25 protein-coding genes and 1 riboswitch are annotated in these 24,515 nt (G+C 73.0%); of the genes, 11 read left to right on the forward strand and 14 right to left on the reverse strand.

From position 1 onward, the window contains the following. Positions 1-42 precede the first annotated feature (42 nt). The 4 genes from ACKUU6_RS03035 to ACKUU6_RS03050 form a co-directional block, all read right to left on the reverse strand. Positions 43-1,320 carry a bifunctional 3,4-dihydroxy-2-butanone-4-phosphate synthase/GTP cyclohydrolase II gene (locus ACKUU6_RS03035; protein ID WP_407986845.1) on the reverse strand — a complete coding sequence of 426 codons (1,278 nt, stop codon included), beginning with the start codon at positions 1,318-1,320 and terminating at the stop codon, positions 43-45. Beyond that, the gene (locus ACKUU6_RS03040; RefSeq protein ID WP_407986846.1) at positions 1,317-1,964 is read right to left on the reverse strand and encodes a nicotinamide mononucleotide transporter family protein; all 648 of its coding nucleotides are present in this window, start codon (positions 1,962-1,964) and stop codon (positions 1,317-1,319) included. The genes ACKUU6_RS03035 and ACKUU6_RS03040 overlap by 4 nt, the downstream gene beginning before the upstream one ends. Beyond that, complete coding sequence (locus tag ACKUU6_RS03045) at positions 1,961-2,632, reverse strand: riboflavin synthase (RefSeq protein ID WP_407986847.1); 672 nt, start codon at positions 2,630-2,632, stop codon at positions 1,961-1,963. Before ACKUU6_RS03045 ends, ACKUU6_RS03040 begins: the two co-directional genes overlap by 4 nt. Positions 2,633-2,796: 164 nt before the next feature. Continuing rightward, positions 2,797-2,924: riboswitch (FMN riboswitch) on the reverse strand. Between the two features lie 85 nt (positions 2,925-3,009). Beyond that, positions 3,010-3,825, reverse strand: a complete 816-nt coding sequence (locus ACKUU6_RS03050; protein WP_407986848.1) for an SMP-30/gluconolactonase/LRE family protein — start codon at positions 3,823-3,825, stop codon at positions 3,010-3,012. 81 nt (positions 3,826-3,906) lie between these two features. On the opposite strand from ACKUU6_RS03050, the gene ACKUU6_RS03055 reads away from it, so the two are divergent. Continuing rightward, entirely contained in the window at positions 3,907-4,557 is a 651-nt protein-coding gene (locus ACKUU6_RS03055; protein ID WP_407986849.1) for an MSMEG_1061 family FMN-dependent PPOX-type flavoprotein, read from the forward strand. An 8-nt stretch (positions 4,558-4,565) separates the two neighbouring features. Here ACKUU6_RS03055 and ACKUU6_RS03060 read toward each other — a convergent pair whose 3' ends face one another. The 3 genes from ACKUU6_RS03060 to ACKUU6_RS03070 all read right to left on the reverse strand — a co-directional run bounded on the left by ACKUU6_RS03060 (position 4,566) and on the right by ACKUU6_RS03070 (position 6,406). Then, positions 4,566-4,949, reverse strand: a complete 384-nt coding sequence (locus ACKUU6_RS03060; RefSeq protein WP_407992301.1) for a hypothetical protein — start codon at positions 4,947-4,949, stop codon at positions 4,566-4,568. A gap of 33 nt (positions 4,950-4,982) precedes the next feature. Then, positions 4,983-5,402: a VOC family protein gene (locus ACKUU6_RS03065; protein ID WP_407986850.1), complete on the reverse strand. Its 420-nt coding sequence runs from the start codon at positions 5,400-5,402 to the stop codon at positions 4,983-4,985. 104 nt (positions 5,403-5,506) lie between these two features. Next, positions 5,507-6,406: a MerR family transcriptional regulator gene (locus tag ACKUU6_RS03070; protein WP_407986851.1), complete on the reverse strand. Its 900-nt coding sequence runs from the start codon at positions 6,404-6,406 to the stop codon at positions 5,507-5,509. Between the two features lie 104 nt (positions 6,407-6,510). On the opposite strand from ACKUU6_RS03070, the gene ACKUU6_RS03075 reads away from it, so the two are divergent. Together ACKUU6_RS03075 and ACKUU6_RS03080 are read left to right on the forward strand one after the other, a co-directional pair. Further along, the gene (locus tag ACKUU6_RS03075) at positions 6,511-8,022 is read left to right on the forward strand and encodes an alpha/beta hydrolase (RefSeq protein WP_407986852.1); all 1,512 of its coding nucleotides are present in this window, start codon (positions 6,511-6,513) and stop codon (positions 8,020-8,022) included. 57 nt (positions 8,023-8,079) lie between these two features. Further along, positions 8,080-10,995, forward strand: coding sequence for an FAD-binding and (Fe-S)-binding domain-containing protein (locus ACKUU6_RS03080; RefSeq protein ID WP_407986853.1), 2,916 nt, complete (start codon positions 8,080-8,082; stop codon positions 10,993-10,995). On the opposite strand, the gene ACKUU6_RS03085 is transcribed toward ACKUU6_RS03080, so the two are convergent. Both ACKUU6_RS03085 and ACKUU6_RS03090 read right to left on the reverse strand, forming a co-directional pair. Next, on the reverse strand, positions 10,992-12,260 hold the full coding sequence (locus tag ACKUU6_RS03085; protein WP_407986854.1) for a preprotein translocase subunit SecY: 1,269 nt from the start codon (positions 12,258-12,260) through the stop codon (positions 10,992-10,994). The genes ACKUU6_RS03080 and ACKUU6_RS03085 overlap by 4 nt on opposite strands. After that, positions 12,257-12,760 carry a DUF4188 domain-containing protein gene (locus ACKUU6_RS03090; protein ID WP_407986855.1) on the reverse strand — a complete coding sequence of 168 codons (504 nt, stop codon included), beginning with the start codon at positions 12,758-12,760 and terminating at the stop codon, positions 12,257-12,259. The genes ACKUU6_RS03085 and ACKUU6_RS03090 overlap by 4 nt, the downstream gene beginning before the upstream one ends. 116 nt (positions 12,761-12,876) lie before the next feature. Here ACKUU6_RS03090 and ACKUU6_RS03095 point away from each other — a divergent pair, with 116 nt between their 5' ends. After that, complete coding sequence (locus ACKUU6_RS03095; RefSeq protein WP_407986856.1) at positions 12,877-13,518, forward strand: MerR family transcriptional regulator; 642 nt, start codon at positions 12,877-12,879, stop codon at positions 13,516-13,518. A gap of 46 nt (positions 13,519-13,564) precedes the next feature. After that, complete coding sequence (locus ACKUU6_RS03100; protein WP_407986857.1) at positions 13,565-13,891, forward strand: hypothetical protein; 327 nt, start codon at positions 13,565-13,567, stop codon at positions 13,889-13,891. A 33-nt stretch (positions 13,892-13,924) separates the two neighbouring features. Here ACKUU6_RS03100 and ACKUU6_RS03105 read toward each other — a convergent pair whose 3' ends face one another. Further along, on the reverse strand, positions 13,925-14,140 hold the full coding sequence (locus ACKUU6_RS03105) for a hypothetical protein (protein WP_407986858.1): 216 nt from the start codon (positions 14,138-14,140) through the stop codon (positions 13,925-13,927). Positions 14,141-14,689: 549 nt separating this feature from the next. Between ACKUU6_RS03105 and ACKUU6_RS03110 the strand changes: the two genes are divergently transcribed. Beyond that, positions 14,690-14,929: a hypothetical protein gene (locus ACKUU6_RS03110; protein ID WP_407986859.1), complete on the forward strand. Its 240-nt coding sequence runs from the start codon at positions 14,690-14,692 to the stop codon at positions 14,927-14,929. A 13-nt stretch (positions 14,930-14,942) separates the two neighbouring features. Here ACKUU6_RS03110 and ACKUU6_RS03115 read toward each other — a convergent pair whose 3' ends face one another. The 4 genes from ACKUU6_RS03115 to ACKUU6_RS03130 all read right to left on the reverse strand — a co-directional run bounded on the left by ACKUU6_RS03115 (position 14,943) and on the right by ACKUU6_RS03130 (position 19,505). Continuing rightward, positions 14,943-15,380, reverse strand: coding sequence for a MarR family winged helix-turn-helix transcriptional regulator (locus ACKUU6_RS03115; RefSeq protein ID WP_407986860.1), 438 nt, complete (start codon positions 15,378-15,380; stop codon positions 14,943-14,945). A gap of 135 nt (positions 15,381-15,515) precedes the next feature. Beyond that, positions 15,516-16,328, reverse strand: coding sequence for a DUF4184 family protein (locus ACKUU6_RS03120; protein ID WP_407986861.1), 813 nt, complete (start codon positions 16,326-16,328; stop codon positions 15,516-15,518). A gap of 96 nt (positions 16,329-16,424) precedes the next feature. Beyond that, positions 16,425-17,831, reverse strand: coding sequence for a dihydrolipoyl dehydrogenase (gene lpdA / locus ACKUU6_RS03125; RefSeq protein ID WP_407986862.1), 1,407 nt, complete (start codon positions 17,829-17,831; stop codon positions 16,425-16,427). A 186-nt stretch (positions 17,832-18,017) separates the two neighbouring features. Continuing rightward, positions 18,018-19,505, reverse strand: coding sequence for an SDR family oxidoreductase (locus tag ACKUU6_RS03130; RefSeq protein WP_407986863.1), 1,488 nt, complete (start codon positions 19,503-19,505; stop codon positions 18,018-18,020). Between the two features lie 173 nt (positions 19,506-19,678). Between ACKUU6_RS03130 and ACKUU6_RS03135 the strand changes: the two genes are divergently transcribed. The 5 genes from ACKUU6_RS03135 (at position 19,679) to ACKUU6_RS03155 (ending at position 24,514) form a co-directional block, all read left to right on the forward strand. Beyond that, entirely contained in the window at positions 19,679-20,641 is a 963-nt protein-coding gene (locus ACKUU6_RS03135) for an SMP-30/gluconolactonase/LRE family protein (RefSeq protein ID WP_407986864.1), read from the forward strand. Between the two features lie 147 nt (positions 20,642-20,788). Further along, positions 20,789-21,025, forward strand: coding sequence for a hypothetical protein (locus ACKUU6_RS03140; RefSeq protein WP_407986865.1), 237 nt, complete (start codon positions 20,789-20,791; stop codon positions 21,023-21,025). 255 nt (positions 21,026-21,280) lie between these two features. Beyond that, entirely contained in the window at positions 21,281-21,919 is a 639-nt protein-coding gene (locus ACKUU6_RS03145) for a hypothetical protein (protein ID WP_407986866.1), read from the forward strand. Next, complete coding sequence (locus ACKUU6_RS03150; RefSeq protein WP_407986867.1) at positions 21,906-23,612, forward strand: GH3 family domain-containing protein; 1,707 nt, start codon at positions 21,906-21,908, stop codon at positions 23,610-23,612. The genes ACKUU6_RS03145 and ACKUU6_RS03150 overlap by 14 nt, the downstream gene beginning before the upstream one ends. Beyond that, the gene (locus tag ACKUU6_RS03155) at positions 23,609-24,514 is read left to right on the forward strand and encodes a class I SAM-dependent methyltransferase (RefSeq protein WP_407986868.1); all 906 of its coding nucleotides are present in this window, start codon (positions 23,609-23,611) and stop codon (positions 24,512-24,514) included. The genes ACKUU6_RS03150 and ACKUU6_RS03155 overlap by 4 nt, the downstream gene beginning before the upstream one ends. Position 24,515 lies beyond the last annotated feature (1 nt).

Raw genomic sequence — 24,515 nt, forward strand, 5'->3', positions numbered from 1 at the left:
GTCTGTGGGTGTCGGGTGGGTGTCGTGCTTGAGGAAAGCGTGTCAGGAGTCGAGCCTGGGCAGCTGGTGGCCCATCCGGTCGCGCTTGGTGCGCAGGTAGGCCGAGTTGTGCTCGCCGGCCTCGATCTCGACCGGCCGACGGTCCATCACCTTGATGCCGTGCTCGGTCAGCGCCGCGACCTTGTCCGGGTTGTTGGTGAGCAGGGTGAGGCTGTGCACGCCGAGGTCGGCCAGCATGTGGGCGCCGATGCTGTAGTCCCGGGCGTCGGCGGGCAGGCCGAGTTCGAGGTTGGCGTCCACGGTGTCCCGCCCCTGCTCCTGGAGCTCGTACGCGCGCAGCTTGTGGGTCAGGCCGATGCCCCGGCCCTCGTGGCCGCGCAGGTAGAGCACCACGCCCCGGCCGGCCGCGGCTACCTGGGCCAGCGCGGTCTCCAGCTGCGGGCCGCAGTCGCAGCGCAGCGACCCGAACACGTCGCCGGTCAGGCACTCGGAGTGCAGGCGCACCAGCACGTCCCCGCCGGACGGCACCCTGCCGTCCTGGTCGAGCCCGCCCGCGACCAGTGCGATGTGCTCGACGCCGTCCAGCGTGCCCTTGTAGCCGACTGCGGTGAACTCACCATGCACGGTAGGCAGTTGGGTGACGGCGGCACGGGTCACGTGCAGCTCGGTGCGGCGCCGGTAGGCGATCAGGTCCTCGATCGAGATGATCGCCAGCCGGTGCTCGCGGGCGAAGGCGACCAGCTCGGGCAGCCGGGCCATGCTGCCGTCGTCGTTGACCACCTCGGCGATCGCGCCGGCCGGCGGCAGCCCGGCCAGCCGGGCCAGGTCCACGGCGGCCTCGGTGTGGCCGGGACGGACCAGCACCCCGCCCTCCACCGCGCGCAGCGGGAAGACGTGCCCGGGGCGGGTCAGGTCGCCCGCCTCGGTGGCGGCGGTGGCCAGCAGCTTGACGGTCCGGGCCCGGTCGGCGGCCGAGATGCCGGTGTCCACGCCGTCCCTGGCGTCCACCGAGACGGCGTACGCGGTGCCCTTGCGGTCCTCGTTGACGGCGGTCATCGGGGGCAGCTTCAGCCGGTCCAGCTCCTCGCCGGTCATCGGCACGCAGATCACGCCGGAGCTGTAGCGGATGGTGAAGGCCATCAGCTCGGGGGTGGCGGCCGAGGCGGCGAAGATGATGTCGCCTTCGTTCTCGCGGTCCTCGTCGTCCACCACGATGACCGGGCGGCCGAGCGCGATGTCGGCGATGGCCCGCTCGACCGGGTCGAGCGCGAAGGCGTCGTCGATCAGCTGACGGATGTCGGACTCAGGCTGGATGGTCATGCCGAGACTCCCTGCAGGACGGCCGCTTTGGCGGGACGAGGGGTGCGGGTACGCAGCCACCAGGCCCGCAGGCCGAGCAGCACCAGCACGAAGTAGATGGCGTAGGTGAGGCCGGAGAAGGTGTAGCCGCTGGTGAAGGCGAGCGGGACGCCGACCAGGTCGACGGCGATCCAGGCGAACCAGAACTCGACCCAGCCCCTGGCCTGGGCGACCATCGCCGCCAGCGTGCCGACGAAGATGTAGGCGTCCGCCCAGGGGCTCCAGGAGAGCGAGGGGTAGGCGAGGAAGATCCCGGCCACCGCGACGGTGGCCAGGGCGGTGCCGCCGATCAGGAGGACGCGCTCCCGGGCGGTGGCGAACCGGACCTCGATCTCACCGGTGGAGCGGCGGCCGCGCTGCCACTGGGTCCAGCCCCAGACGGCGGCGACGATCACGATGCCCTGCTTGCCGATCAGCCCGGTCAGGTGGGCCGACAGGTAGGCGCCGATCAGCACCACGGCGGAGAGCAGCTGGACCGGCCAGCTCCACACCGAGCGGCGCCAGCCGAGCGCGAGCGCGGCCAGGCCGAGCAGGTTGCCCACCATGTCGGTCCACTTGACGGACTGTCCGAAGACGGTGAAGGCGGTTTCGTTGAGCCAGTTCACGAGGCGTCCTTGTCCGGAGTGGCGAGCGTGTCGGGCAGGGTGCGGGTGTCGAGCAGCCGCTCGACGTACTTCGCCAGGACGTCCACCTCGAGGTTGACCGGGTCGCCGACGCGCTTGGTGCCCAGCGTGGTGAGGGCGAGGGTGGCCGGGATGAGGCTGACGGTGAAGCTGTCGATCGCGGCCTCGACCACCGTCAGGCTGACGCCGTCGACGGTGATCGAGCCCTTCTCCACCAGGTAGCGGGTGATGGAGCGCGGGAGCGAGAAGCGCAGCACCTCCCAGCGCGGCAGGCCCTCGGCGTCCAGGTCGCCGGGCTCGCGGGAGAGCAGCTCGCCGGTGGCGTCCACATGGCCCTGGACCAGGTGGCCGCCGAGCCGGGCGCCGAGTGCCATCGCCCGCTCCAGGTTGACCCGGGAGCCGGGGGCGAGCGCGCCCAGACTGGACCTGTGCAGCGTCTCCGCCATCACGTCGGCGCTGAACTCGCCGGTGGCGGTCGCAAGTTGGTCACGTGTGTCGACCACGGTCAGGCAGACGCCGTTGACCGCGATGGAGTCGCCGTGGCCGGCGTCGGAACAGACCACGGGGCCACGCAGGCGGATCCGCGACGAGTCGCCGATCTCCTCGATGGAGACGACCTCGCCGAGCTCTTCGATGATGCCGGTGAACACCCGGGTTCTCCTCGCGCTGAGAGCGCGGACTCCGGGGCGGCACTGGGAGATGACACGACGAACGGCGGACCGACGGGTACGCAGACAGGGCTCTCACCAGGAGAGCTCTCACCTGACCCACGGCTCTTCGGGGAGAACCGTGGCACCGCTGGTCACCACTCGCCCGCGCACACCTCCCATCCGGACTTTAACCGTCGGTCCAGGAATTTCACCTGGTCAACCGGCCGCTGGCTGCGGACGGGTCGCGGACTGTAACCGCCGGTTCGGATTTTCACCGACCCCGGAGTGCGCTGAACGTCACTGCTTCTACTGCCGTCATTCTGCCACGGCCCGCAAGGGGGCCGGGAGGGGTGGTCCCTGTGTCCTGCTTCACTACGTCAGGTCGACACCGAGGGGAATACCGCAGGGGTGGTCGGCAGCCCCGGCACGGGCACCCGGGTGGCGTGCAACTGCCCGCCGTGGCGCGAGAACTGACCGTCCGCCGTCGGTTGCCGGGCGGTGGTGACGTACAGCGTGCGGAGGTCGGGGCCGCCGAACGCGCAGCTGGTCGGGTGCGAGACGCCGACCGGCAGCACCGTGTCCAGGACGCCGTCGGCCGTGTACCTGTGCAGCACGCCGCTGCCCCAGCGGGCCACCCAGACCGCCCCCTCGGCGTCCACGGTCAGCCCGTCCGGCAGGCCGGTGTCGGCGAACGGGCGCCGGTTCCGGAGACTGCCGTCGGCCGGGTCGAAGTCGAACACGTTGATCCGGTCGGTCGGGGTGTCCGCCCAGTACATCCGCCGGCCGTCCGGGCTCCAGCCCAGGCCGTTGGAGATCGAGACCCCGCTCACCTGCTCGGTGACGGTGTCGCCATCTATTCTGAACAGGCTTGCCTTGCGAGAGAGTTCGCCCCCGGCCAGGGTGCCGACCCAGATCCGACCGGCCGGATCGGTCTTGGCATCGTTGCACCGGTCGGCGCCGCCGAGCGGCACCGGGACGGCGTGGCCGTCCTGCTCCACCCGGTCCCGCAGGACGGTCGCCCAGCCGGTGGTGGTGGGCAGCACCGCGGTCACCGGCGCGGTCAGCTGCCAGGAGCCACCGTCGGAGCTGTGCACCCTGCCGCCCGGGATGTCCACCCACCGCAGACTGCCCGTCCTGGCGTCCCAGACCGGCCCTTCGCCCAACTCGCTGACCCGGTCGTCGATCGGCTCCACGGCCGCCCCCGTCTCGTTTTTCCGCGAAACTATCAGCGCCGCCCTCCGCCCTCAAGATCCGCGGCACTAGAGTGCCGGTACGTGACCACACCAACGGCCTTCGAGGCCCTCCGGACCGGCGCGCTGACCGAGACCACCCAGCTCCGGGAGCTGTACGAGCACCCGGGCCCGTATGCCTACCGCAAGCAGGTCGACCACCTGGGCGAGGAAGCCCGTCGGCTGGTCGGCTGCTCCTCGCTGGTGATGATGGCCAGCACCGGAGCGGACGGCAGCTGCGACGTCACCCCGCGTGGCGGGCCGCCCGGCTTCGTCTCGGTGCTCGACGACCACACCCTGGCGATCCCCGATGCCACCGGCAACAAGCGGCTGGACAGCCTGCACAACGTCGTCGCCACCGGCCGGGTCGGGCTGCTCTTCGTGATACCCGGCCGGGACACCACCCTGCGGGTCAACGGCCGCGCCTTCGTCTCGGCCGATCCGCAGCTGCTGGCCCGGCTCACCGCCGTCGGCAAGCCGCCGCGCAGCGCGGTGGTCGTCGGCGTCGAGGAGGTCTACGGCCACTGCCCGAAGGCGTTCCTGCGCGGCGCCGCCTGGAAGCCCGACCAGTGGCTGGCCCCGGACGCGGCCCCCAGCTCGGCCGAGGTGACCCTCGCCCACCTGCGCGACCCCGCGCTGACCCTGGAGATGATCGAGCAGAACGAGCGCGAGGGACTGCTCCACCGCTACGAGTGACGACCCGGTCAGACCGAGGCGTGCTCCTGCTCCTCCTCGTACAGCCGGGCGGCGATCGACTCGACCGCGCGGTCCAGGGCGACCCGGTCCGCGGGGTCGGTGACGTCCCAGTCGTCCAGGTGGTGGCCCAGCCAGCGGCGCCAGGCCTCGGAGAGCCCGCCGCCGCCCAGGTCCGCGGCGATGGTGGGCAGGGCGGTGGAGACGATGGTCTGGTCCAGCGCGGCCATCAGCATGCCGAGCACGATGGTGGCGAAGACGAGGTTGGTCTGACGGCGGCTCAGCGCGGGCGGTGCCTTCGGTGGGCCGCTACTGCGGTGGCGGACAAGCTCCCGGGCCGCCCGAGTCGGCGTACAGGTACCCCCACCCTCGGCCGGACCGGGAGCTGACGCCACCGCAGACGGCAGGACGGATGACGCCGGTGGGCGTCAGGACTGCGCCTGCTGCTCGGCCATCGCCGCCTCGTCCATCCAGACGTACTCCCACTGGTGGCCGTCCAGGTCCTGGAAGCTGCGGCTGTACATGAAGCCCAGGTCCATCGGATCGATGGCGGGCTTGGCGCCGGCGGCCATCGCCCTGTCCACCAGCTCGTCCACCTCGGCCCGGCTGTCCGCGCTCAGCGCGACGATCACCTCGGAGGCGGCGGTCGCGTCGGCGATCGGCTTCTTGGTGAAGTCCTTGAAGCGGGCCTCGGTGACCAGCATCGCGTAGATGGTGTCGCTGATCACCAGACAGGACGCCGTCTCGTCGGTGAACTGCGGGTTGAACGAGTACCCCATAGCCTCGAAGAACCGGATCGACTTGTCGAGGTCGGTGACCGGGAGGTTGACGAAGATCATCGTGGCCATGGAACGGCTCTCTTCCGTGCGGTGCTGACGGTCGCTCAGCCGGTCGGCCGGGCAAGTAAGAGCCTGGCACCGGGCACTGACAGCCGCCCACCGGAGCTGCTGCATCAGGCGGGCAGCGCCCGCCCGAGCTGGGTGTCCAGGGCGGTGTGCAGCCAGTGGTGGGCGGCGCCCATGGTCGGCTCGGGCGAGCCGGAGACCTCCGCGGTCAGCTTCCAGTAACGGACCATCACCGGGTCCGCGCTCTCCGCCAGGAGGCCGCTGAGCCGCCGCCGGAAGGCGGGGGTGTCCGGCAGGCCGCGTGACTCGGCGTAGGCGGCGACGAAGCAGTCGAGCGCCTCGGTGCCCGGCGGGCGGTACGCCAGCAGGTCCGCCCTGGCCAGCGCGTACGCCTCGCCGAGACCGTCGTAGAACACCGCCGGGCGGTAGCCCTCCTCCTGCGGGGGGGCCGGCCGGCAGTCGCTCCGGCAGAACTCCTCGGCCAGCACGTGCAGTCGGGCGAAGGCCAGCACCTGAGCCGGGGTCGGATCGGCGGGGGGCTGCGGCACCGCCTCGTCCAGGATCGAGGAGACCAGCGGGGCAGGCAGGCGCAGCGGCAGCAGTCGGCGCCAGAACCTGGCCAGGACGGCCGTGTCCGGTGGGGTGCTGACCGCGCCGATCAACCGCAGCCGGTCGGCCCGCTCGGCGGCGGAACAGTCCCGGAGCAGCTGGAGTGCGGCCTCCCGCCAGCGCAGCGCGGTCAGTTGCGAGCCGAGGTCGCGGAGCCGTCCGGCGATGACGTCCTCCAGCAGCTCCTCCCGCTCCAGCACCCGGCCGACCTCGGCCACCGGCAGGTCGAGGGTGCGCAGCGAGCGGATCAGGCCGAGCCGGTCGAGTGCCTCGGGACCGTACCTGCGGTGGCCGCCCGCGCTCCGGGACGCCTCGGGCAGCAGGCCCTGGTCCGAGTAGTACCGGACCGTCTTGACCGTGACCCCCGCGCGCTCGGCGAGTTCTCCGATGCTCCACATGCCCTCAGGATGCCACCCCTTGAACCTCCCTCAGGGGGAGTTCCTACCGTACCGACCAGCGCGGACGGCCGACCCGGCCGCCGTGGCGACAGGAGGAGACGGTCATGACGGCGTTCGTACTGGTGTCGGAGAGCTTCACCGGGGGCTGGGTGTGGCAGGAGGTGACGGAACGGCTGCTGGCCTCGGGCGCCGAGGTGCACCCGACGACCCTCACCGGTCTGGGCGACCGCCGCGACGAGGGCGGCCCCGACACCGGTCTGGAGACCCACGTCGCGGACCTGGTGCGGCTGATCGACGAAGTGGCCGCGCCCGAGCTGGTGATCGTCGGCCACGGGTACGGCATCCACCCCGTGCTCGGCGCCGCGGACCGCCGACCGGAGCGGATCGCCCGGATCGTCTACCTGGACGCGGGCCTGCCGCAGGACGGCGACGCCGCTCTCGCCCTGGTCGCGGACCCGGCGGTGCGCGAGGAGCTGCTGCACCCCACCGACAGCGGCTGGGCGATCGCCGCCCCGGCCGCCGACGGGTGGCAGCGCTGGGGCAGCGTCGAGGGCCTCTCCCCCGACGGGCTCGCCCGGTTGACCGAACTGGCCACGCCGCAGCCCCGGGGCACCCTGACCCAGCCGCTGAAACTGACCGGCGCGGTCGCCGCCCTGCCGACCACCGGGGTCTTCTGCACCGCCGGCGGGATGAGCATCGCGGTGGTCGAACAGCTGGTGACCGCCGGGCCGCCCCAGTTCCGGGTGCTGGCCGATCCCCGGGTCGGCTTCTTCGAACTGCCCACCGGGCACTGGCCGATGCTCTCCGCGCCGGCCGAGCTGGCGGACACGCTGCTCCGGGCCGCCGCCGGGGAGGGCCACCGGGTCGCCCCGCCCACCGATGACCAGCCCGTGTTCCTGCGCCCGTTCCTGCTCGACCTGCCCGAGCGGCCGCGCGAGCGGCCGCGCGAGCGGCTGGACCGGGTGGACCTCTACCTGCCGGAGGGCGACGGCCCCCATCCGGCGATCGTCTTCGTGCACGGCGGCCCGATCACGGCCGATCTGCGGCCCACCCCGCGCGACTGGCCCTGTTTCGTCGGCTACGGCCGGTACGCCGCGGGCCAGGGCGTGGTCGGGGTAACGGTGGACCACCGCCTGTACGGACTGGCCGACTACCCCCGGGCGGCCGAGGACGTCGCGGCGGCGGTCGAGCTGGTCCGGGCCGATCCCCGGGTGGACGGCGACCGGGTCGCGCTGTGGTTCTTCTCCGGCGGCGGCCCGCTCTCCACCGACTGGCTGGCCGCGCCGCCCTCATGGCTGCGCTGCCTGGCGGCCGGCTACCCGGTGCTCGGGCCGCTGCCGAGCCGGGGGATCGTCGACCCGCGCTTCAACCCGACGGCCGCGGTCGGCGGCGCCGGGCGGCTACCGGTCGTGCTGACCCGGGTGGGCCTGGAGTCGCCGGAGATCGCGGCCACGGTCGCGGGGTTCCTGACCGCCGCCGGAGACGCCGGGGTCGAGGTGGAGGTGGTCGACGTGCCGAACGGCCACCACGGCTTCGAGGTACTGGACCACACCCCCGAATCGGTGCGGGCGGTCGAGCAGGCGATGCGAGCCGTTCTGGCGCACCTCCGGTCTTAGGGCCCGTCGTTCGTGTATAGCTGAGAGGTCCGCCGGGTCGAGGAGAGGGTGCCGCCCATGCCGCTGCTGGAGCCCGATCCTGAGGCCCTGCGCCCGGCCGTCCTGGCGGGTCCCGCCCATGACCGGGTCGGGGCGGCCCGCTCCGGCGGCACCCCGGCGGAGCTCCGCGACGGGCTGACGGCGCTGCTCGGCCCCGGCAAGGTGCTGAGCAGGGTCTCCGACCTGGTGCGGTACGCCTCGGACGCCAGCCCGTACCGCTTCGTGCCGCAGGTGGTGGTGGTCGCCGAGTCGGTGGCGGACGTGTCGGCGGTGTTCGGGTACGCGCACCGGCACGGGCGGCACGTGGTGCTCCGGGCCGCGGGCACCAGTCTCAACGGGCAGGCGCAGGGCGAGGACATCCTGATGGACGTCCGGCGGCACTGGGCGGGCATCGAGGTGGAGGGGGACCGGGCCAGGATCAGGCCCGGCACCACGGTGGCCCGGGCCAACGCCACGCTGGCGCGGCACGGGCGGGTGCTCGGCCCCGACCCGGCCAGCGCGATCGCCTGCACGCTGGGCGGGGTGGTGGCGAACAACTCCTCCGGGATGACCGCCGGGACCACCCGCAACTCCTACCGCACGCTGGCCTCGCTCACCGTGGTGCTGCCCTCGGGCACCATCGTGGACACCGCCGCGCCGGACGCCGACCGGCTGCTGGCCGAGCGCGAACCCGCGCTCTGCGCCGGGCTGTCGGCCCTCAAGGCGGAGATCGAGGCGGATCCGGAACTGGTGCGGCGGATCCGGGCCAAGTACGAGATCAAGAACACCAACGGCTACCGGCTGGACGCCTTCCTGGACGCATCGAGCCCGGCCGCGATCCTGCGCGGGCTGATGGTCGGCTCGGAGGGGACCTTCGGCTTCATCGCCGAGACGGTCTTCGACACCCTGCCGCTGCACCGGCTGGTCTCGGCCGCGCTGCTGTTCTTCCCCACGCTCCGCGCGGCGGCCGCCGCCGTGCCGCTGTTCAACGAAGCGGGCGCACTGGCAGTGGAGTTGATGGACGGCAACACCCTGCGCGCCTCCGCCGCCGTACCGGGCGTACCGGCCGACTGGGCCGGACTGCCGAGGGAGACCGCCGCGCTGCTGGTGGAGTTCCGGGCCCCGGACGAGGTGACGCTCGCGGCGGCCGAGCAGGTGGCGGTCGGCCTGCTCGGCGGGCTGCCGCTGATCACGCCCGTCGCCACGGCAACCAACGCCTTCACCCGCGACCCGGCCACCGTCGGCGGCTACTGGCGGGCCAGAAAGGCCTTCGTCACCGCGATCGGCTCGGCCCGCCCGCCGGGCACCACGCTGATCACCGAGGACTTCGCCGTCCCGCCGTCCCGACTCGCGGACGCCTGCGAGGAATTGCTCGCCCTTCAGGCCGAACACGGCTTCGACGCCGCCGTGGCCGGGCACGCCGCGCACGGCAACCTGCACTTCCTGCTGGCCTTCGACCCGGCCGACCGTGGTGACCTGGACCGGTACGCCGCCTTCATGACCGCGTTCTGCGAGCTGACGGTGCGCCGGTTCGACGGCTCGCTCAAGGCCGAGCACGCCACCGGCCGCAACGTCGCGCCGTTCCTGGAGCTCGAATGGGGCCCGCGCGCCACCGAGTTGATGTGGCGTACCAAGCAACTGCTCGACCCGAACGGCATCCTGGCGCCCCGGGTGGTGCTGGACCGCGATCCGGCGGCGCACCTGCGCGGTCTGAAGACCATCCCCCGGGTCGAGCCGATCGCCGACCCGTGCATCGAGTGCGGCTTCTGCGAGCCGACCTGCCCGAGCGGTGACCTGACCACCACTCCGCGCCAACGTATCGTGCTGCGCCGCGAGTTGATGCGCCAGCCGGCCGACTCCCCGGTCGGGGCCGAGCTGCTGGCCGCGTACGGCTACGACGCCGTGGACACCTGCGCGGGCGACTCCCTCTGCCGGCTGGCCTGTCCGGTCGGCATCGACACCGGGGCCCTGATGCGGGAGTTCCGGCACCAGCGGCACTCGCCGCGCGAGGAGCGCACCGCCGCCCTGTTCGCCGAGCACTTCACGGCGGTGGAGCGCTCCGCCAGGCTCGCGGTCCGCGCGGCCGAGCGGATCGGCGACCGGCTGCTGGAGACGGCCACCGGCCTGGCCCGACGGGCGGTCCGGCCCGACCTGGTACCGGCCTGGCTGCCCGAGGTCCCGGGCGCGGCCGAGCGCACCATGCCCCCGACGTCCCGCCCGGGCGCAGCTGCCGTGTACTACCCCGCCTGCGTAAACCGGATCTTCGGCGAGCCGGCCGGCCATCAGGGCCCGAACCTGCCCGAGGCGCTGGTGGCGGTCTCGGCCCGGGCGGGACGGCCGGTCTGGATCCCGTCCGAACTGGCGGGAACCTGCTGTGCCACCATCTGGCACTCCAAGGGTTACGACCGGGGCAACGCCGTGATGGCGAACCGGATCGTCGAGGCGGCCTGGGGCTGGACCGCCGGCGGGCGGCTGCCCTTGGTGGTGGACGCCTCCTCCTGCACGCTCGGCCTCGCGCGCGAGGTGGTCTCGTACCTGACCGCGCGCAACCGTGAACTGCACGCCGGGCTCACGGTGCTGGACTCGATCGTCTGGGCGGCCGACCTGCTGCCCGACCTGACGGTGCTGCGCACGATCGGCTCGGCCGTGCTGCACCCCACCTGCTCGATGCGGCACCTCGGCGACGAGGAGCAGCTGCGCACGGTCGCGGCGGCCTGCGCGGACGAGGTGGTGACCCCGGACGACGCGGGCTGCTGCGCGTTCGCGGGCGACCGGGGCCTGCTGCACCGGGAGCTGACCGAATCGGCCACTGCCCGCGAGGCGACCGAGGTGACGGCCCGCCAGTTCACCGCCCACCTCTCGGCCAACCGTATGTGCGAGCTCGGCATGGAGCACGCCACCGGGCGCCCGTACCACTCCGTCCTGCTCGAACTGGAGCGGGCCACCCGACCCTAAGGCCCGTCGACTCGGAGGGCCTCGGCCTGCCCGGTGATCCGGGCCGCCACCGACCCGCCCAGGCCGGCCACCAACAGGAGCCCGATGCCGTTGAAGGGGTGCCGGTCCGCCGTCCCGAGCACCGCGGGCAGCGCGAGCGGCAGGAGGGTGACCGTCCCCACGAACACGGCACCGGCCAGGGCGGTCCGGAGCTGCAGATGGGCGAGGTAGTCCGCCGTGTTCGGGCCCGGCCTGATGCCGGGGACGAACTGGCCCTGCCGTGCCAGGCAGTCGGTGACCGCGACCACGTCCAGTCCGGCGATCGAACTGCCGAAGGTGAAGCAGAACACCAGCACCAGACATCCCGTCAGGTACCAGGGACTGCTGGGCATCAGCGCGGCCGCCACCGCGTGCAGCCATCCGGTGCCGGGCCAGATCCGGGTGGCCAGGGCGGGCAGCACGAACAGCGCCAGCGAGAGCCAGACCACCGGACCCAGGCCGGTCCGGGCGAGGGGGAGGGGCAGGTAGGTGGGTGTGCCACCGGCCGGGATGCGGGCGATCAGCCGTTTGGCCCGCTGCACCGGGACTCGGCGCTCGGCCCGGTGGACCGTCACCGTCGCCGCCGCCACGACCACTCCTACCGCCACCACCAGGGTGAGCACCGCCGCGAAGGCCGGTCCGCCGAAGGACTCCCGGAGGCTCCCGAACTGACCCGGGAGGATCGCGAGGACCTGGGCCAGGAACAGGACAGCTGGTCCGCTCCCGACGCCGTGCGCGGTGATCAGCTCGCCCAGCCGCATCACCAGGGCGGTGCCGCCGGCCAGGCAGACCACCAGGGCGAGCAGTATGAGCCCGCTCCGGTCCGGCAGCACTCCGGCGCCCGGGCCGACGTGGCCGCCTGCCGCCGCCACCACCAGCAGCGCGCCCAGCAGGGCGCCGACCCCGACGGTCAGCACCCGGGTGAGCTGCGCCAGCCGTCCGAGCCCGGCCCGGCCCTCCCGCTCCAGCGCCGCCAGCCTGGGGCTGACCGAGATCAGCACCAGCAGGACCACCTCGGCGACCTGGCCGGGCACCACGCCGAGCGCGAGGACCGACATCCGGCCCAGGCCACCGCCGGTGAACAGCGCTGCCAGGCCGTGCAGTTGGTCGCTCCGGCCGGCCTCCGACCGGGCGAGGGCGGCGACGTCCACCCCGGGCAGCGGCAGGGCCTGCCCCCACCGGAACACCAGTACCACGCCGAGGGTGACCAGCACCCGCCGCCCGAACGCGCCCCCGAGGGCGCTCACTTCTCCTGCTCCCGCCCCGCCCGGGCCAGCCGCTCGGCGGCGGTGGCGCCGCGCCGCTCGATCGGCAGCACCCCGGTGGCGGCGGCCAGCCCGTACGGCGGCATGTCCCCGTAGATCGACTCGTAGCTGCCGGGCGGCACGATGTAGGTCTCGTGCCAGATCCCCACGTGCTGACCGGAGTTCCGCTCGAAGCGGTTGATCATCGCCCGGGCCCTGCGGTGCAGCCGGTCGGGCGCGGCCGCGTACGCCAGCAGCTTCTCCTTGGACTCCCAGTACTGGACCAGGTAGTAGGTCCGCGGCGAGCCACTGAGCAGCTGACAGCCCATCAGGCCGCTCTCCGTGTCACGGGACAGCTCGCGCAGCATCCCGGGCATCGCGGTGGCGACCGGCAGCCAGCGGTGCACGGCCCAGAAGTGATTGATCCGCATGCCGAGCAGGAAGAGGACCACCTCTCCTTCGGCAGCGGCGGTGGTACGACCGGGATTTGGCTTGGCGAACACGGCACCCCCCTGGTGACCGGGCGGCGCCGACACGGCTCACGACCGCCCCATGATTGGATAGCCTGGCTATTCAACATATGGGATAGTGGCACTATTCAACGGGGAGGCACAAGAGGATGCGGCTGGCCGATCTGAGCGAGCAGAGCCAGGTCTCGATCGCCACGATCAAGTACTACCTGCGCGAGGGCCTCCTGATGCCCGGTCAGCTGGTGAACACCACCCAGGCCGAGTACGACGACTCGCACCTGCGCCGCCTGCGGCTGGTCCGGGCGATGATCCAGGTCGGCCGGATCCCGGTGGCCACCGTCCGCGAGGTGCTGTCGCAGGTCGACGACGAGTCACTGAGCCGCACCATCCGGCTCGGCGCCGCGCTCTGGGCCCTCCCCCGGGCCCCCGAGCCGGAACCGGACGATCCTGCCGTGGCCGCCGCCACCCAGGAGGTCAACCGGATGCTCACCCGGCTCGGCTGGACCGACGTTGCCGAGCTCGGCCCGCTCTCCCCGGTCTACCGGGAGCTGATCACCTCGGTCGCCTCGCTCAACCGGCTCGGCTACCCGCTCGACGCCGACGACCTGACCCCGTACGCCGAGCAGATGGAGCGGACCGCGGTCCACGACCTGGACCGGATGGAGCGCCACCACACCCCGGTCGAACAGGTCGAGGCCGCAGTGGTCTCGGCGGTCCTGTTCGAACCGGTCCTGCTCAGCCTGCGCCGTCTGGCCCAGGAGCAGGAGGCCACCCGGCGGTTCGGCCTCTGACGCCCAGCGCTTCCGCCGTCGCCGCCGGAGTGCCAGGCTGGTGGGCGTGTTCCGTCACTCAGAACGCCTCCGGCGACTGGCCGACCGGGACGGCGTCACCATCCACCACGCCGAACGCACCGGCCCGGCGGAGGTGTGGCTGGTCCGCCTGACCGCGCCGCCCGGCCGGACCACGGCCGGCTGGACGTTCCTCGCTCCGGGCGAGGAACCGCCCCGGGTCGGCGACGTCCTGGAGCAGTGGCTCAGCATCGCCGCAGGGCACCACCCGATGCTGGCCGCGCCCGCGCCGGTCCGGGCGGCGCTCACGGCCGACCTGAGCCTGCTGCTCGGCGACCTGCTCCCGGAGTACCGGACGGCGGCGGGCACGGTCTAGGACCGGGCCCGGCTCGGCGGCCGCCGGTCCGAACTACGGCTCCAGCGAGCCGGCCCGGTGAGCGCTGCGGCGGTCGACTGCCTTGGTGAGCCGACTGCCGAGCCGCTGAGCCGGCCGCTCGATCAGATGGAATGTCAGGTGGCTGACAACCAGCACGAGGGCACAGAACCCGATGCCCAGCACGGACCGGGTCCCCAAGGACAGCGAGGTGACCGGCGTGGGAGTGATCAGCCAGAGCAGGACGCTCAACAGCACGGCGTACCACGGCCCCGGCCACCGCCAGGCTCTTGCTGCGGCTCATCACCGCGAACTGCCCCACCGCCATCGCGACGGCCGCGAGCACGACCGCGCGGCGCAGGCTCGGCAGGTCGTGACTGATCGTGTAGAGCGGAAAGGCACCGACGGCGAGGAGCGCGACCGCGGCGAACGCGACGGACAGCTCGGCGCTGCGCCGGTGCACACCCAGGACGAACAGGGACGCCACGAGCAGGTAGAAGACCATCTCGTAGGAGAGCGTCCACATGACGAAGACCGTGCCGCCGACACCGAGGAAGTCGTGCAGCATGGTCATGTTGCCCAGCGCGGCGATCGCCGGGTGGTCCATCGTGAACCAGCCGAGCGGCGGCAGCGAGCCGGTGTAGTAGCCCAGCTTCCAGACCACGGCTCCGAAGGCGACGACAGCGGGCGCCGGACGAGATCCTCTACGAGCACGCCACCTGCTGGACCGACCCGCCCGCCGTCTCGGCCGACATCTCCACGCTGCTCGCGCAGGTGGTGGTCGCCCCGTGGGAGTCCGGTATGGCGTTCACCGAGGACGGCGAGCCCGAGGACGCCCCGGCGGACGAGCGCTCGGCCGAGCAGCTGGCCGAGGCCGTCCTGACCGCCCAGGACGACCCGGACGAGGGCGACGGCGAGACTCCGGCCGATCCGGAGCAGGCCCTCACCGCCTTCGCCGAGCGGGTGGCCAATAGTTGGCTCACCGGCTCCCGGGACCGGGTCCGGTCCGCCGGGCCGGTACGCAGCTCCAGCTTCGGCTGAGCCCGGCGAGGCGTCAGGAGTCGGCCAGGCGGCTCAGCAGGAAGGCGAGTTGGGCCCGTTCGCCGTCGGTGAGCGGGGCCAGGACGTCCTGTTCCACGGCGGTCAGCTCCTCGGTCAGTTCGGCCAGCAAGGCCCGGCCGGCGGGGGTGGCCGAGACGTCGATCCGGCGGCGGTCGCGGGCCGAACGGGTGCAGGCCAGGTAGCCCTGGCCAACCAGGTCGTCGACCACCTTCACGACGTCGCTCGGGTTGATGTCCAGCCGGACGGCGAGTTCTCCCTTGGAGAGCGACCCGGCCTCGACCACGGCCTCCAGGACGGCCACGTGCCACAGCCGCAGGCCGCGCCGCGCGACCCTTGCCGCCAGGCTGGCCCGGGCGGTGCGGCCGGTGCTGGACATCAGATAGGTCGTCAGGCCCAGCAGCCGGGTCGTCCGGGCGGAAGTCACAGTCATGCGTGGCTCTTTCGCGATTCGCCGACCTCAATACTTAGGCAAGGCTAACCTGCCCATGCGAAGGAGGTCAATACTCGAACCAATCGCTGACCGACCGTCATGAGTCCCGTCGGCTCGGCCCGGTGCAGCCCACCCTCACCAGGTCCGCACCCGGGCCGCGACCGCCCTGGCCACCAGCGCGTGCGCCACCAGCGCCGCTCCGACCCCGGCCACCACGCCGAAGGCGGTGGTGGGGATCAGGTCCCAGCCGGAGGAGCCCGGATAGGCATCCGTCCAGCGGTCGATCCGCAGCGCCGCACCGACCACCGCACCGGCGGTCACCACGCCGAACACCGCCAGCCGGGTGGCCCTGCTGTACGCCGGAGCCGGCAGCGGGGCGACCCGTTCGGCGTCGATCAGCCGCAGCTCGCGCACCACGTACCAGCCCAGTACGGCCAGCGCGACCGCCGAGGAGCCGTACTGCAGCACCGTGAACAGCGGCTGGCCGCCCAGGTGCCGGTCGGCCAGGAACGGCAGCAGCCGCACGCCCGCACGGTCATGGTGGGTGAAGGCGTCCCAGCCGACGTGGGTGGCCGCGCCGATCGCGCCGGACAGCAGCAACCAGCCAATCTGGGAAGGTAGTTCGGCCCGGGGGCGCCGCGCGGCGGTCAGCCGGTCGGCCGCCCACGCCCAGCGCACCGGCAGCAGGGCGACGAGCGGCGCCCGCAGCAGGCCGTGCCAGAGCAGCACCAGCAGCGCGGCCAGCAGCACGTCCAGGGTCGGGACGCCCCACCAGGAGTGGGTCTGCTCGCCGAAGCGGTAGAGACCAGGAGCCAGCGAGGCGAGGAAGTACGGCAGGTCGGGGGTGAGTGACCCGGCCACCAGACCGGAGGCGATCAGTCGACCTCGGCCTCGTCCCTGGGACAGCAGGGGCAGGACGGCAGCGGGGTGACTGAAGGTGAACGGCACGGCCATACCGTACCCAACTTGCCTGGTCAGCCCAAGGGGTGCGGCCTGATTCGGCCGACCACCGGGGGCGGACCCACGCGTCCGCCCCCGGGTGGATCAGAAGTTGATCATGTGCCCGGCGAGACCGTGCACGGCCTCCTTCACCGCCTCGCCCAGCGTCGGGTGGGCGTGCACGTTGCGCGCCACCTCGTGGACCGTCAGGTCCCACTGCTGGGCCAGCGTCAGCTGCGGGAGCAGCTCGGTCGCCTCGGGCCCGATCAGGTGGGCGCCGAGCAGCTCGCCGTGCTTGCCGTCGCTGATCACCTTCACGAAGCCGACCGCCTCACCCAGGCCGTGCGCCTTGCCGTTCGCGGTGAACGGGAACTTCGCCACCTTGACGTCGAAGCCGCGATCGCGGGCCTGCGCCTCGGTCCAGCCGAAGCTGGCGATCTGCGGCTGGCAGAAGGTGGCGCGCGGGATCATCACGAAGTCGAGCTCCATGGTCTCCACGTCGGCGATGGTCTCGGCGGCCACCACGCCCATCGCCTCAGCCGCGTGAGCCAGCATCAGCTTCGCGGTCACGTCGCCGATCGCGAAGATGTGCGGCACGTTGGTGCGGCCACGCGCGTCCACGTCGATCGCGCCGCGCTCGGTCAGCGCGACCCCGGTGTTCTCCAGGCCGTAGCCGGTGACCCGGGGCGCGAAGCCGATCGCCTGGAGTACCTTGTCGGCCTCCAGCACCTCCTGCGTCCCCTTCCGGGAGACGGTCACCCTGACCTTGGCCGCCGGGTCGCTGTCGTCGATCCCGTCGACCCGGGTGGAGGTGAGGATCTCGATGCCCAACCGGCGGTACCGCTTGGCGAGTTCGGCCGAGACCTCGACGTCCTCCAGCGGGACCGGCCGGTCCTGGAACTCGACGATGGTCACCTTGACGCCGTAGTTGTGCAGCACATACGCGAACTCGACGCCGATCGCGCCGGCACCCGCGATGATGATGCTCTCCGGCAGCGAGTCGGTGAGGATCTGCTCCTCGTACGTCACCACCCGGTCGCTCAGCGAAGTGCCCGGCAGCAGCCGGGTGGTGGCCCCGGCGGCGATGATGCAGTGGTCGAAGGTCACCGTCTCGGTGCCACCGGCGGTGAGCGCCACCGACAGGGTGCGGTCGTCGAGGAAGGTGCCCCGGCCGTTGAGCTCGGTGATGCCGTTCTTCTTCATCAGGTAGTGCACGCCGGCCACCCGGCCGTCGGCCACCTTGCGGCTGCGCCGGTGGGCGGCGCCGAAGTCGAAGCTGACCGTGCCGTCGACCTTGATCCCGAAGGTGTCGGCCTCCTGCTGGAAGATGTGCGCCAGCTCGGCGTTGCGCAGCAGCGCCTTGGAGGGGATGCAGCCGACGTTCAGGCAGACCCCGCCCCAGTACTTCTCCTCGACGACCGCCGCGCGGAGGCCGAGCTGGGCGGCCCGGATCGCCGCGACGTAACCGCCAGGACCGGCCCCGAGAACGACGAGATCGAAATGCGTGCTCATGTTTCCTTCTTCGTGCCGAGTGCGTCTGTGAGGGTGCCGGGCGCTCAGTACCCGACGGTGAACCGCCTGCGATGCTGCCCTGACCGCCCGGCTTCGTCCAGCGGTGCACCCCCAGGTCCCTCCTGGAGGCGGCCGGGCCGCCGTCGGTGACAACCCGGCGGCGGCCGCTCGGCTTCCCGGGCCGCGTCAGCCCTCCGCACGCGCCCGCTCGGTGATGTTGCGGGCCATCCCGCCGAAGACCACCGCATGGAACGGTGCCACCGACCACCAGTACGCGTGCCCCGCCAGGCCGTGCGGCTGGAACAGCGCCCGTTGGCGGTAGACCGCCCCGCCGTCCGGCGAGGCGTCCACCGAGAGCTCCAGCCAGGCGGGCCCCGGCAGCCGCATCTCGGCGCGCAGCCGCAGCAGGCGGCCCGGTTGGATCTCCTCCACGCGCCAGAAGTCCAGCGAGTCGCCGACCCGCAGCCGTCCGGGGTCGCGGCGGCCCCGGCGCAGTCCGACCCCGCCGACCAGCCGGTCCAGCCAGCCACGCAGGGCCCAGGCGAGCGGGAAGGAGTACCAGCCGTTCTCACCGCCGATGCCTTCGACCACCCGCCACACCGCGGCCGGGGAGGCGTCCACGGCCAGCTCCCTGACGTCCTGGTAGAGGCTGCCTCCCGCCCAGCCCGGGTCGGTGGGCAGCGGGTCGCTGGGGACGCCGGGCAGCGAGGCGGAGGACCAGCGGGTGGTCACCTCGTCGTCCCTGATCCGCCGCAGCGCCAGCCCGACGGCCCGGTCGAAGCCGATCAGCCCGTCCGGCGGGTCCGGCACGTACCGGGCGATGTCGTGCTCGCCGCAGACCACCTCGTGCCGCAGCGACTCGACCAGCGGCCGGGCCAGCGCGCCGGGCACCGGGGTGACCAGGCCGACCCAGAGGCTGGAGAGCCCGGGCGTCAGCACCGGCACCGGCACGATCACCCGGCGGGGCAGCCCCGCCACCGCGGCGTAACGCACCATCATCTGCCGGTACGTCAGCACGTCGGGCCCCCCGATGTCGAAGGTCCGGTTCACCCCCGCGGGCAGCTCCGCCGCGCCGACCAGGTAGCGCAGCACGTCGCGGACCGCGATCGGCTGGATCCTGGTCCCGACCCAGCTCGGCGTCACCATGACCGGCAGCCGCTCCGTCAGGTACCGGAGCATCTCGAACGAGGCCGACCCCGAGCCGATGATCACCGCGGCCCGCAGCTCTGCGGTGTCCACCCCGCTAGCCCGCAGCGCCCGGCCCACCTCGGCCCGTGATCGCAGGTGCGGCGAGAGCTCCGCCGTCGGCACTCCGCCGGGCACCAGACCGCCCAGGTAGACGATCCGCTCCACGCCGGCCGCCGCCGCGGCGGCCCCGAAGGCCCGGGCCGCCGCCAGGTCGGTCGCCTCGAAGTCCGGCCCGGTGCCGAGCGAGTGCACCAGGTAGTAGGCCACCCGGACGCCGTCGAACGCGTCCGGCAGCGTCTCCGGCCGGGTCACGTCACCGGCCACCACGTCCACCTCGGCCCGCCACGGATGGTCCCGCAACCGCCCGGGGTCCCGGACCAGGCAGCGCACCCCGTACCCGGCGCCGAGCAGCTCCGGCACCAGCCGGCCGCCGAGGTAGCCGGTGGCCCCGGTCACCAGACAGCGCCCGGATCGGGAGACGGGCATGGCGGACTCCTCTGCGGCGGACGGTGCGTCAGAACAGCGTTCCGTCCCATGGTCACCGCTGCCGCATCCGGACGCACCCGGACCGCTTGTGCAGACGGCCGGATCTCCGGTACGGCGGCCCGCCCGCTGTGCTGGAGTGTCGCCAACACTTCACGGGGGAAGGACGCTTCCGCATGTCCGAAAACATCTCACGCCGCAGGCTGCTGGGTCTGGGCGCCGCCGTCGGCACCACCGCCCTGCTCCGCTCCGCCCTGCCGGCCTCCAGCGCGTACGCGGCCGACCGTTGGCCGGACGGGTTCCCGCTGCCGGACGGCTTCCAGCCCGAGGGCATCGCCATCGACTCCCGGGGCCGGACCTACGTCGGCTCGCTCGCCGACGGCGCCGTCCACCGGATCGACCTGGCCACCGGCCGGGGTACGCCGTTCAGCCCCGGGCCCGCCGCCGGTACCCCTTCGCTCGGGATGAAGGTGGACCACCGGGGGCGCCTCCTCGTCGCCGGGGGCGGCGGCGGCGACGCCCGGGTGCTCGACACCCGGACCGGCGAACTGCTGGCCTCGTACCGGCTCGCCGCAGGGGACGACACCTTCGTCAACGACGTGGTGCTCACGCCCGAGGCGGCCTGGTTCACCGACTCCGCCCGACCGGTGCTGTACGGGCTGCCGTTCGGCCCAGGCGGTCGGCTGCCCCGGCCCGGCCAGGTCGTGCGCCTGCCGCTCACCGGCGAGTTCGACCAGGCGCCGGGCAGTTTCGGCGCCAACGGAATCGAGACCACCCCCGACGGCTGCGCCCTGCTCGTGGTCAACATGACCACCGGCAGCCTGTTCCGGGTCGACCCGCGCAGCGGGAACGCCAGGAAGGTGGACCTCGCCGGCGAGAGCCTGACCCGGGGCGACGGCCTGCTCCGGCAGGGACCCGAGCTCTTCGTGGTGCGCAACCTGTTCAACGAGATCGCGGTGCTGCGCCTGGACCACGCCGGCCGCAGCGGCCGGCTGAGCCGCCGGATCACCGACCCGCGCTTCCGCATCCCGACCACCGTCGCGGCCCACCGCGACCGGCTCTACCTGCCGAACGCCCGCTTCGACACCGAACCGCTGCCCGGCACCGACTACGACGTGGTCGCCGTCCCGCGCGGCTGAGACCGGACCGGGCCGGCCACCGCCCTCGGTGGCCGGCCCGCCGGAGTCACCCGTCCGTCCGGCGTAACCCGTGGCCCGGGGATCGGTTGTGCTGGTGGAGTGCGGGCACCGGCCCCCGCCGCGAGTCGGCACGGAGGTACGTCAGCAGTGAGCAGCGAACGTGGTACCAGGAGCACCCCGGTGGCCTTCCCGGCCCAGGGCAACGGCAGCGCCGGCCAGCGGGCGGCCGCCCAGATGCTGGGGCTGCGTGACGTGGTGCTCCCTGCGGCGGTGGTGACGGCGGCGGTCGAACTGCTGGCCGAGCGCCTCGACGACCCCGACCCGGTGACCAGGGAGGCCACCGCGGTGGTGGTCGCGCGGCTGCGGGCGGCGGTCTCCGCCTGACGGGTGGAGTAGTCACCGCCTGACGGGTCGCCAGGTGTGCGGAGTCGAACCGACGTTCGGCGCGGCGGTCAACCCCTGTCACGGAACCAGGGGCTCCGAGGTCAAGGTGCGGGGGCGCCCCTCGTTGACTAGATCGTGTGCCATTGGCATGGTCGATCATCACAAGGCGGCGACGACCAGCGGAGCGACCCTCCATCGCCGCGCGACTGCCCCGACCCGCCTTCCTCCCACACCTCTGTGAAGGAGCGCCGATCCATGCCCGGAAACAGTTTGGCCTTCTGCGTCCTGGTCGGCCCCGACTACGCAGGCAAGTCCTCGGCGCTGTCCCGGCTGCGGAGATCCGACCTGCCCTGGCGGATCCTCTCGGTCGACGACGACCAGCTCGCCCCCGAGCACGCGCTGCTCGCCCGGCTGCGGCGTGACGTGGTCCGCGAGGTGGCCGGACGCGCCGGGGCCTGGTCACCGGACTTCCTGGCCACCATGCTCCAGACCGCCGCCGTCCACCTGCGCGACCGGCTGGCCGAGCAGCCCGCCACCCCCACGGTGGTGGACTCCTACTACTACAAGCTGCTCGCCAAGGCCCGGCTGGCCGGCGCGGACGGCAGCGCGCTGCTCGGCTGGTGGCGGACCTTCCCGCAGCCGCGCCGGGTGCTGTACCTGGACGTCGCACCCGAGGTCGCCTGGCAGCGCAGCGGGGCCGGCGCCGCGCTCAACCGCCTGGAGCACTACGGCGAACTGCCCAACTGGGACGGCTTCCGCCGCTACCAGAACGACCTCGCCAAGACGATGCACGACGAGATCTCCCACCTCCCGGTCACCGTGGTCCAGCAGCAGGACGACCCGGACCTGACCGCGGAGTCGATACGAAAGGTGCTCGAAGATGAGCTCGGCTGAGGCCTGGCAGGACCCGGACCGCCTGCTCCGCTACCGCGCCCGAGTCTTCCAGGAGCGGGCCGGGCTGCGCACCGCGCTCGCCGACGCCGACGGCCACCGCCGCCGGGTGCTGGCCGACCTGCTGGAGTTCAACTCCGGTACCGAATACGGGAAGCAGCACGGCTTCGACCGGATCCGCACCCTGGACGACTTCCGCAAGGCCGTCCCGGTGCAGGACTACTCCACGCTCGGACCGTGGATCGAACGGGCCGCCGCCGGTGAGCCGAACCTGCTGACGGCCGATCAGCCCGCCGTCTACTTCACCAGCAGCGGCACCACCGGCGCGCACAAGAAGATCCCGGTCACCCCGCGCTTCATGCGCACCACCTTCTTCCCGTTCTACTTCGCCGCCTGGGCACCGCTGATCGAGCACTTCCCCGACGTGCTGGACCGGCCGGACGCGGTGCTCAACCTGAAGCACGACCCGCTCTCCGCCCCGCCGACCACCAGCGACGGACGGCCCCATGTCGGCGCCAGCCAGGTCGACTTCGGGTCCAGGTTCGGCGAGCCGCTGTCGGCGGAGCCCGGGACCGGTGCGCCCTGGGCGACCCTGCCGGTGCACGTCGAGCCCGGGGCGCACCTGGAGCGGATGTACCTGCGCCTGCGGCTCGCGGTGGAGAGCGACGTGCGCTGCGTCATCGGGATCAATCCGGCGATGATCGCGGCCCTGCCGTACCAGCTGAACCTGTGGTGGCCGAGGATCGTCCGGGAGGTCGCCGACGGCACACTGGGTGGCGTGCCGCACCGGGCGCCCAACCCCCGCCGGGCCGCCGAGCTGGAACGGCTCGCGGCCCGGCGCGGCAGCGTCCGCCCGGCCGACGTCTGGCCGCACCTGCGGGCCCTGTTCTGCTGGACCACCGGCCTCGCCTCGCTCTACCTGCCCAGGCTGCGCGAGGAGTTCGGCGCCGGGGTGACGGCGCTGCCCGCCCCGGTGGCCGCCTCGGAGGGGCCGACCGGCGTGGCCCTCGACCGGCACGGCAGTGCGGGCAGCCTGGTGGTGACCGCCGCGGTCCACGAGTTCGCCGACGCCGACCAGGACCTCGGCCCGGACACCGCCACCCTGGACCCGCAGGACCTGGAGGTGGGCCGCGACTACCACGTGGTCTTCAGCCACGTCGGCGGTCTCTACCGCTACTCCGTCGGCGACGTGGTCCGGGTGGTCGACCGGGTGGACGGGGTGCCCAGGGTCGAGTACACCGGCCGCAGCACCCGCTCGAACGCGGCCGGCGAACGCCTGCGGGACGGCCAGGTCACCCGGGCGCTGGCCACCGCCCTCGACCGCACCGGCCTGGAGCTGCGCAACGTCGCCTGCCGGGTCAGCGACCAAGGACCCACCCCCGCCTACGAGTTCGCGGTCGCCCCGCGCAACCCGTGGAGCGCCGAGGAGACCACCAGGTTCGCCGCGCTGCTGGACGAGGGCCTGCGCGCCGAGTCCGCCGACTACCGGGCCGCCAGGTCCGGGGCGGGGGCCGGGGCCCGGCTCGGTGACCCGACCGTGCTCCGGCTCGACCCGGAGGCCTTCCTGCGGGACTGGCAGCACACCGTCGGCACCGGTGTCCGGCCGACCCAGGTGAAGGACCGGCTGTTCCGGCAGGACCCCGAGCAATGGAACCGACTCACCGGCCGCCCGGCCGCCGAAGGGAAGCCCGCATGAGCGCCGCACCGGACACCGCCGCCCCCGTGGCCACCGCGTCACCCGCCATCGCCGCGCTCGACGCGGTGGAGCGCACCTCGCTGCTGACCGCCGCCCTCCGGGCCACCGAGACCCAGCGCGCCGACCGCCTCTACGAGGACCCGTACGCGGCCGCGCTGGCCGGCGACACCGGTCTCGGGCTGCTCGCCGAGGTCCGGGCCGCCACCTTCCCGGCCGCCGGTGCGCGGACCGTCCCGAGCACGCCCGACTACAACGCGATCCGCACCCGGTTCTTCGACGACTACCTCCAGGCGGCGGCCGCCGACCCGGAGACCACCCAGATCGTGCTGGCACCGGCCGGGATGGATTCCCGGGCCTACCGCTTCGACTGGCCGTCCCGGGTGCGCTGGTTCGAGGTGGACCGCCCGGCCGTGCTGGCCTACAAGGAGCATCAGCTCAGCTCGTTCACCCCGCGTGTCGACCACCGCGGGGTGGCCGTCGACCTGACCTCACCGGACTGGGAGGAGCAGCTCACGGCGGCCGGCTACGACCCGTCCGTCCCGTCCACCTGGCTGCTCGAAGGGCTGCTCTACTACATCCCCGAGGCCGACACCCACCGCATCCTCCAGCGGGTGGCCGCGATCTCGGCGCCCGGCAGCCGGATCGCCGCCGACCTCGTCAACGCCGAGGCACTGACGCACCCTCAGATGACGTCCCTGCTCAAGGTGTTCTCGGGCTGGGGCTGCCCGTGGCTGTTCGGCAGCGACGAGCCCGAGGCGCTGTTCGCCACCTACGGGTACACCGCCGAGGCGGTCCAGCCCGGCGAGCCCGGGGCCGACTTCGGCCGCTGGCCGGACCCCGTGCCGCCGCGCGAGGAGCGCGGAGTGCGACGGGTGTTCTTCGTCCACGGGAGGCGGAACTGAC

The sequence above is a fragment of the Kitasatospora sp. CMC57 genome (assembly GCF_045866025.2).
Classification (GTDB): Bacteria; Actinomycetota; Actinomycetes; order Streptomycetales; family Streptomycetaceae; genus Kitasatospora.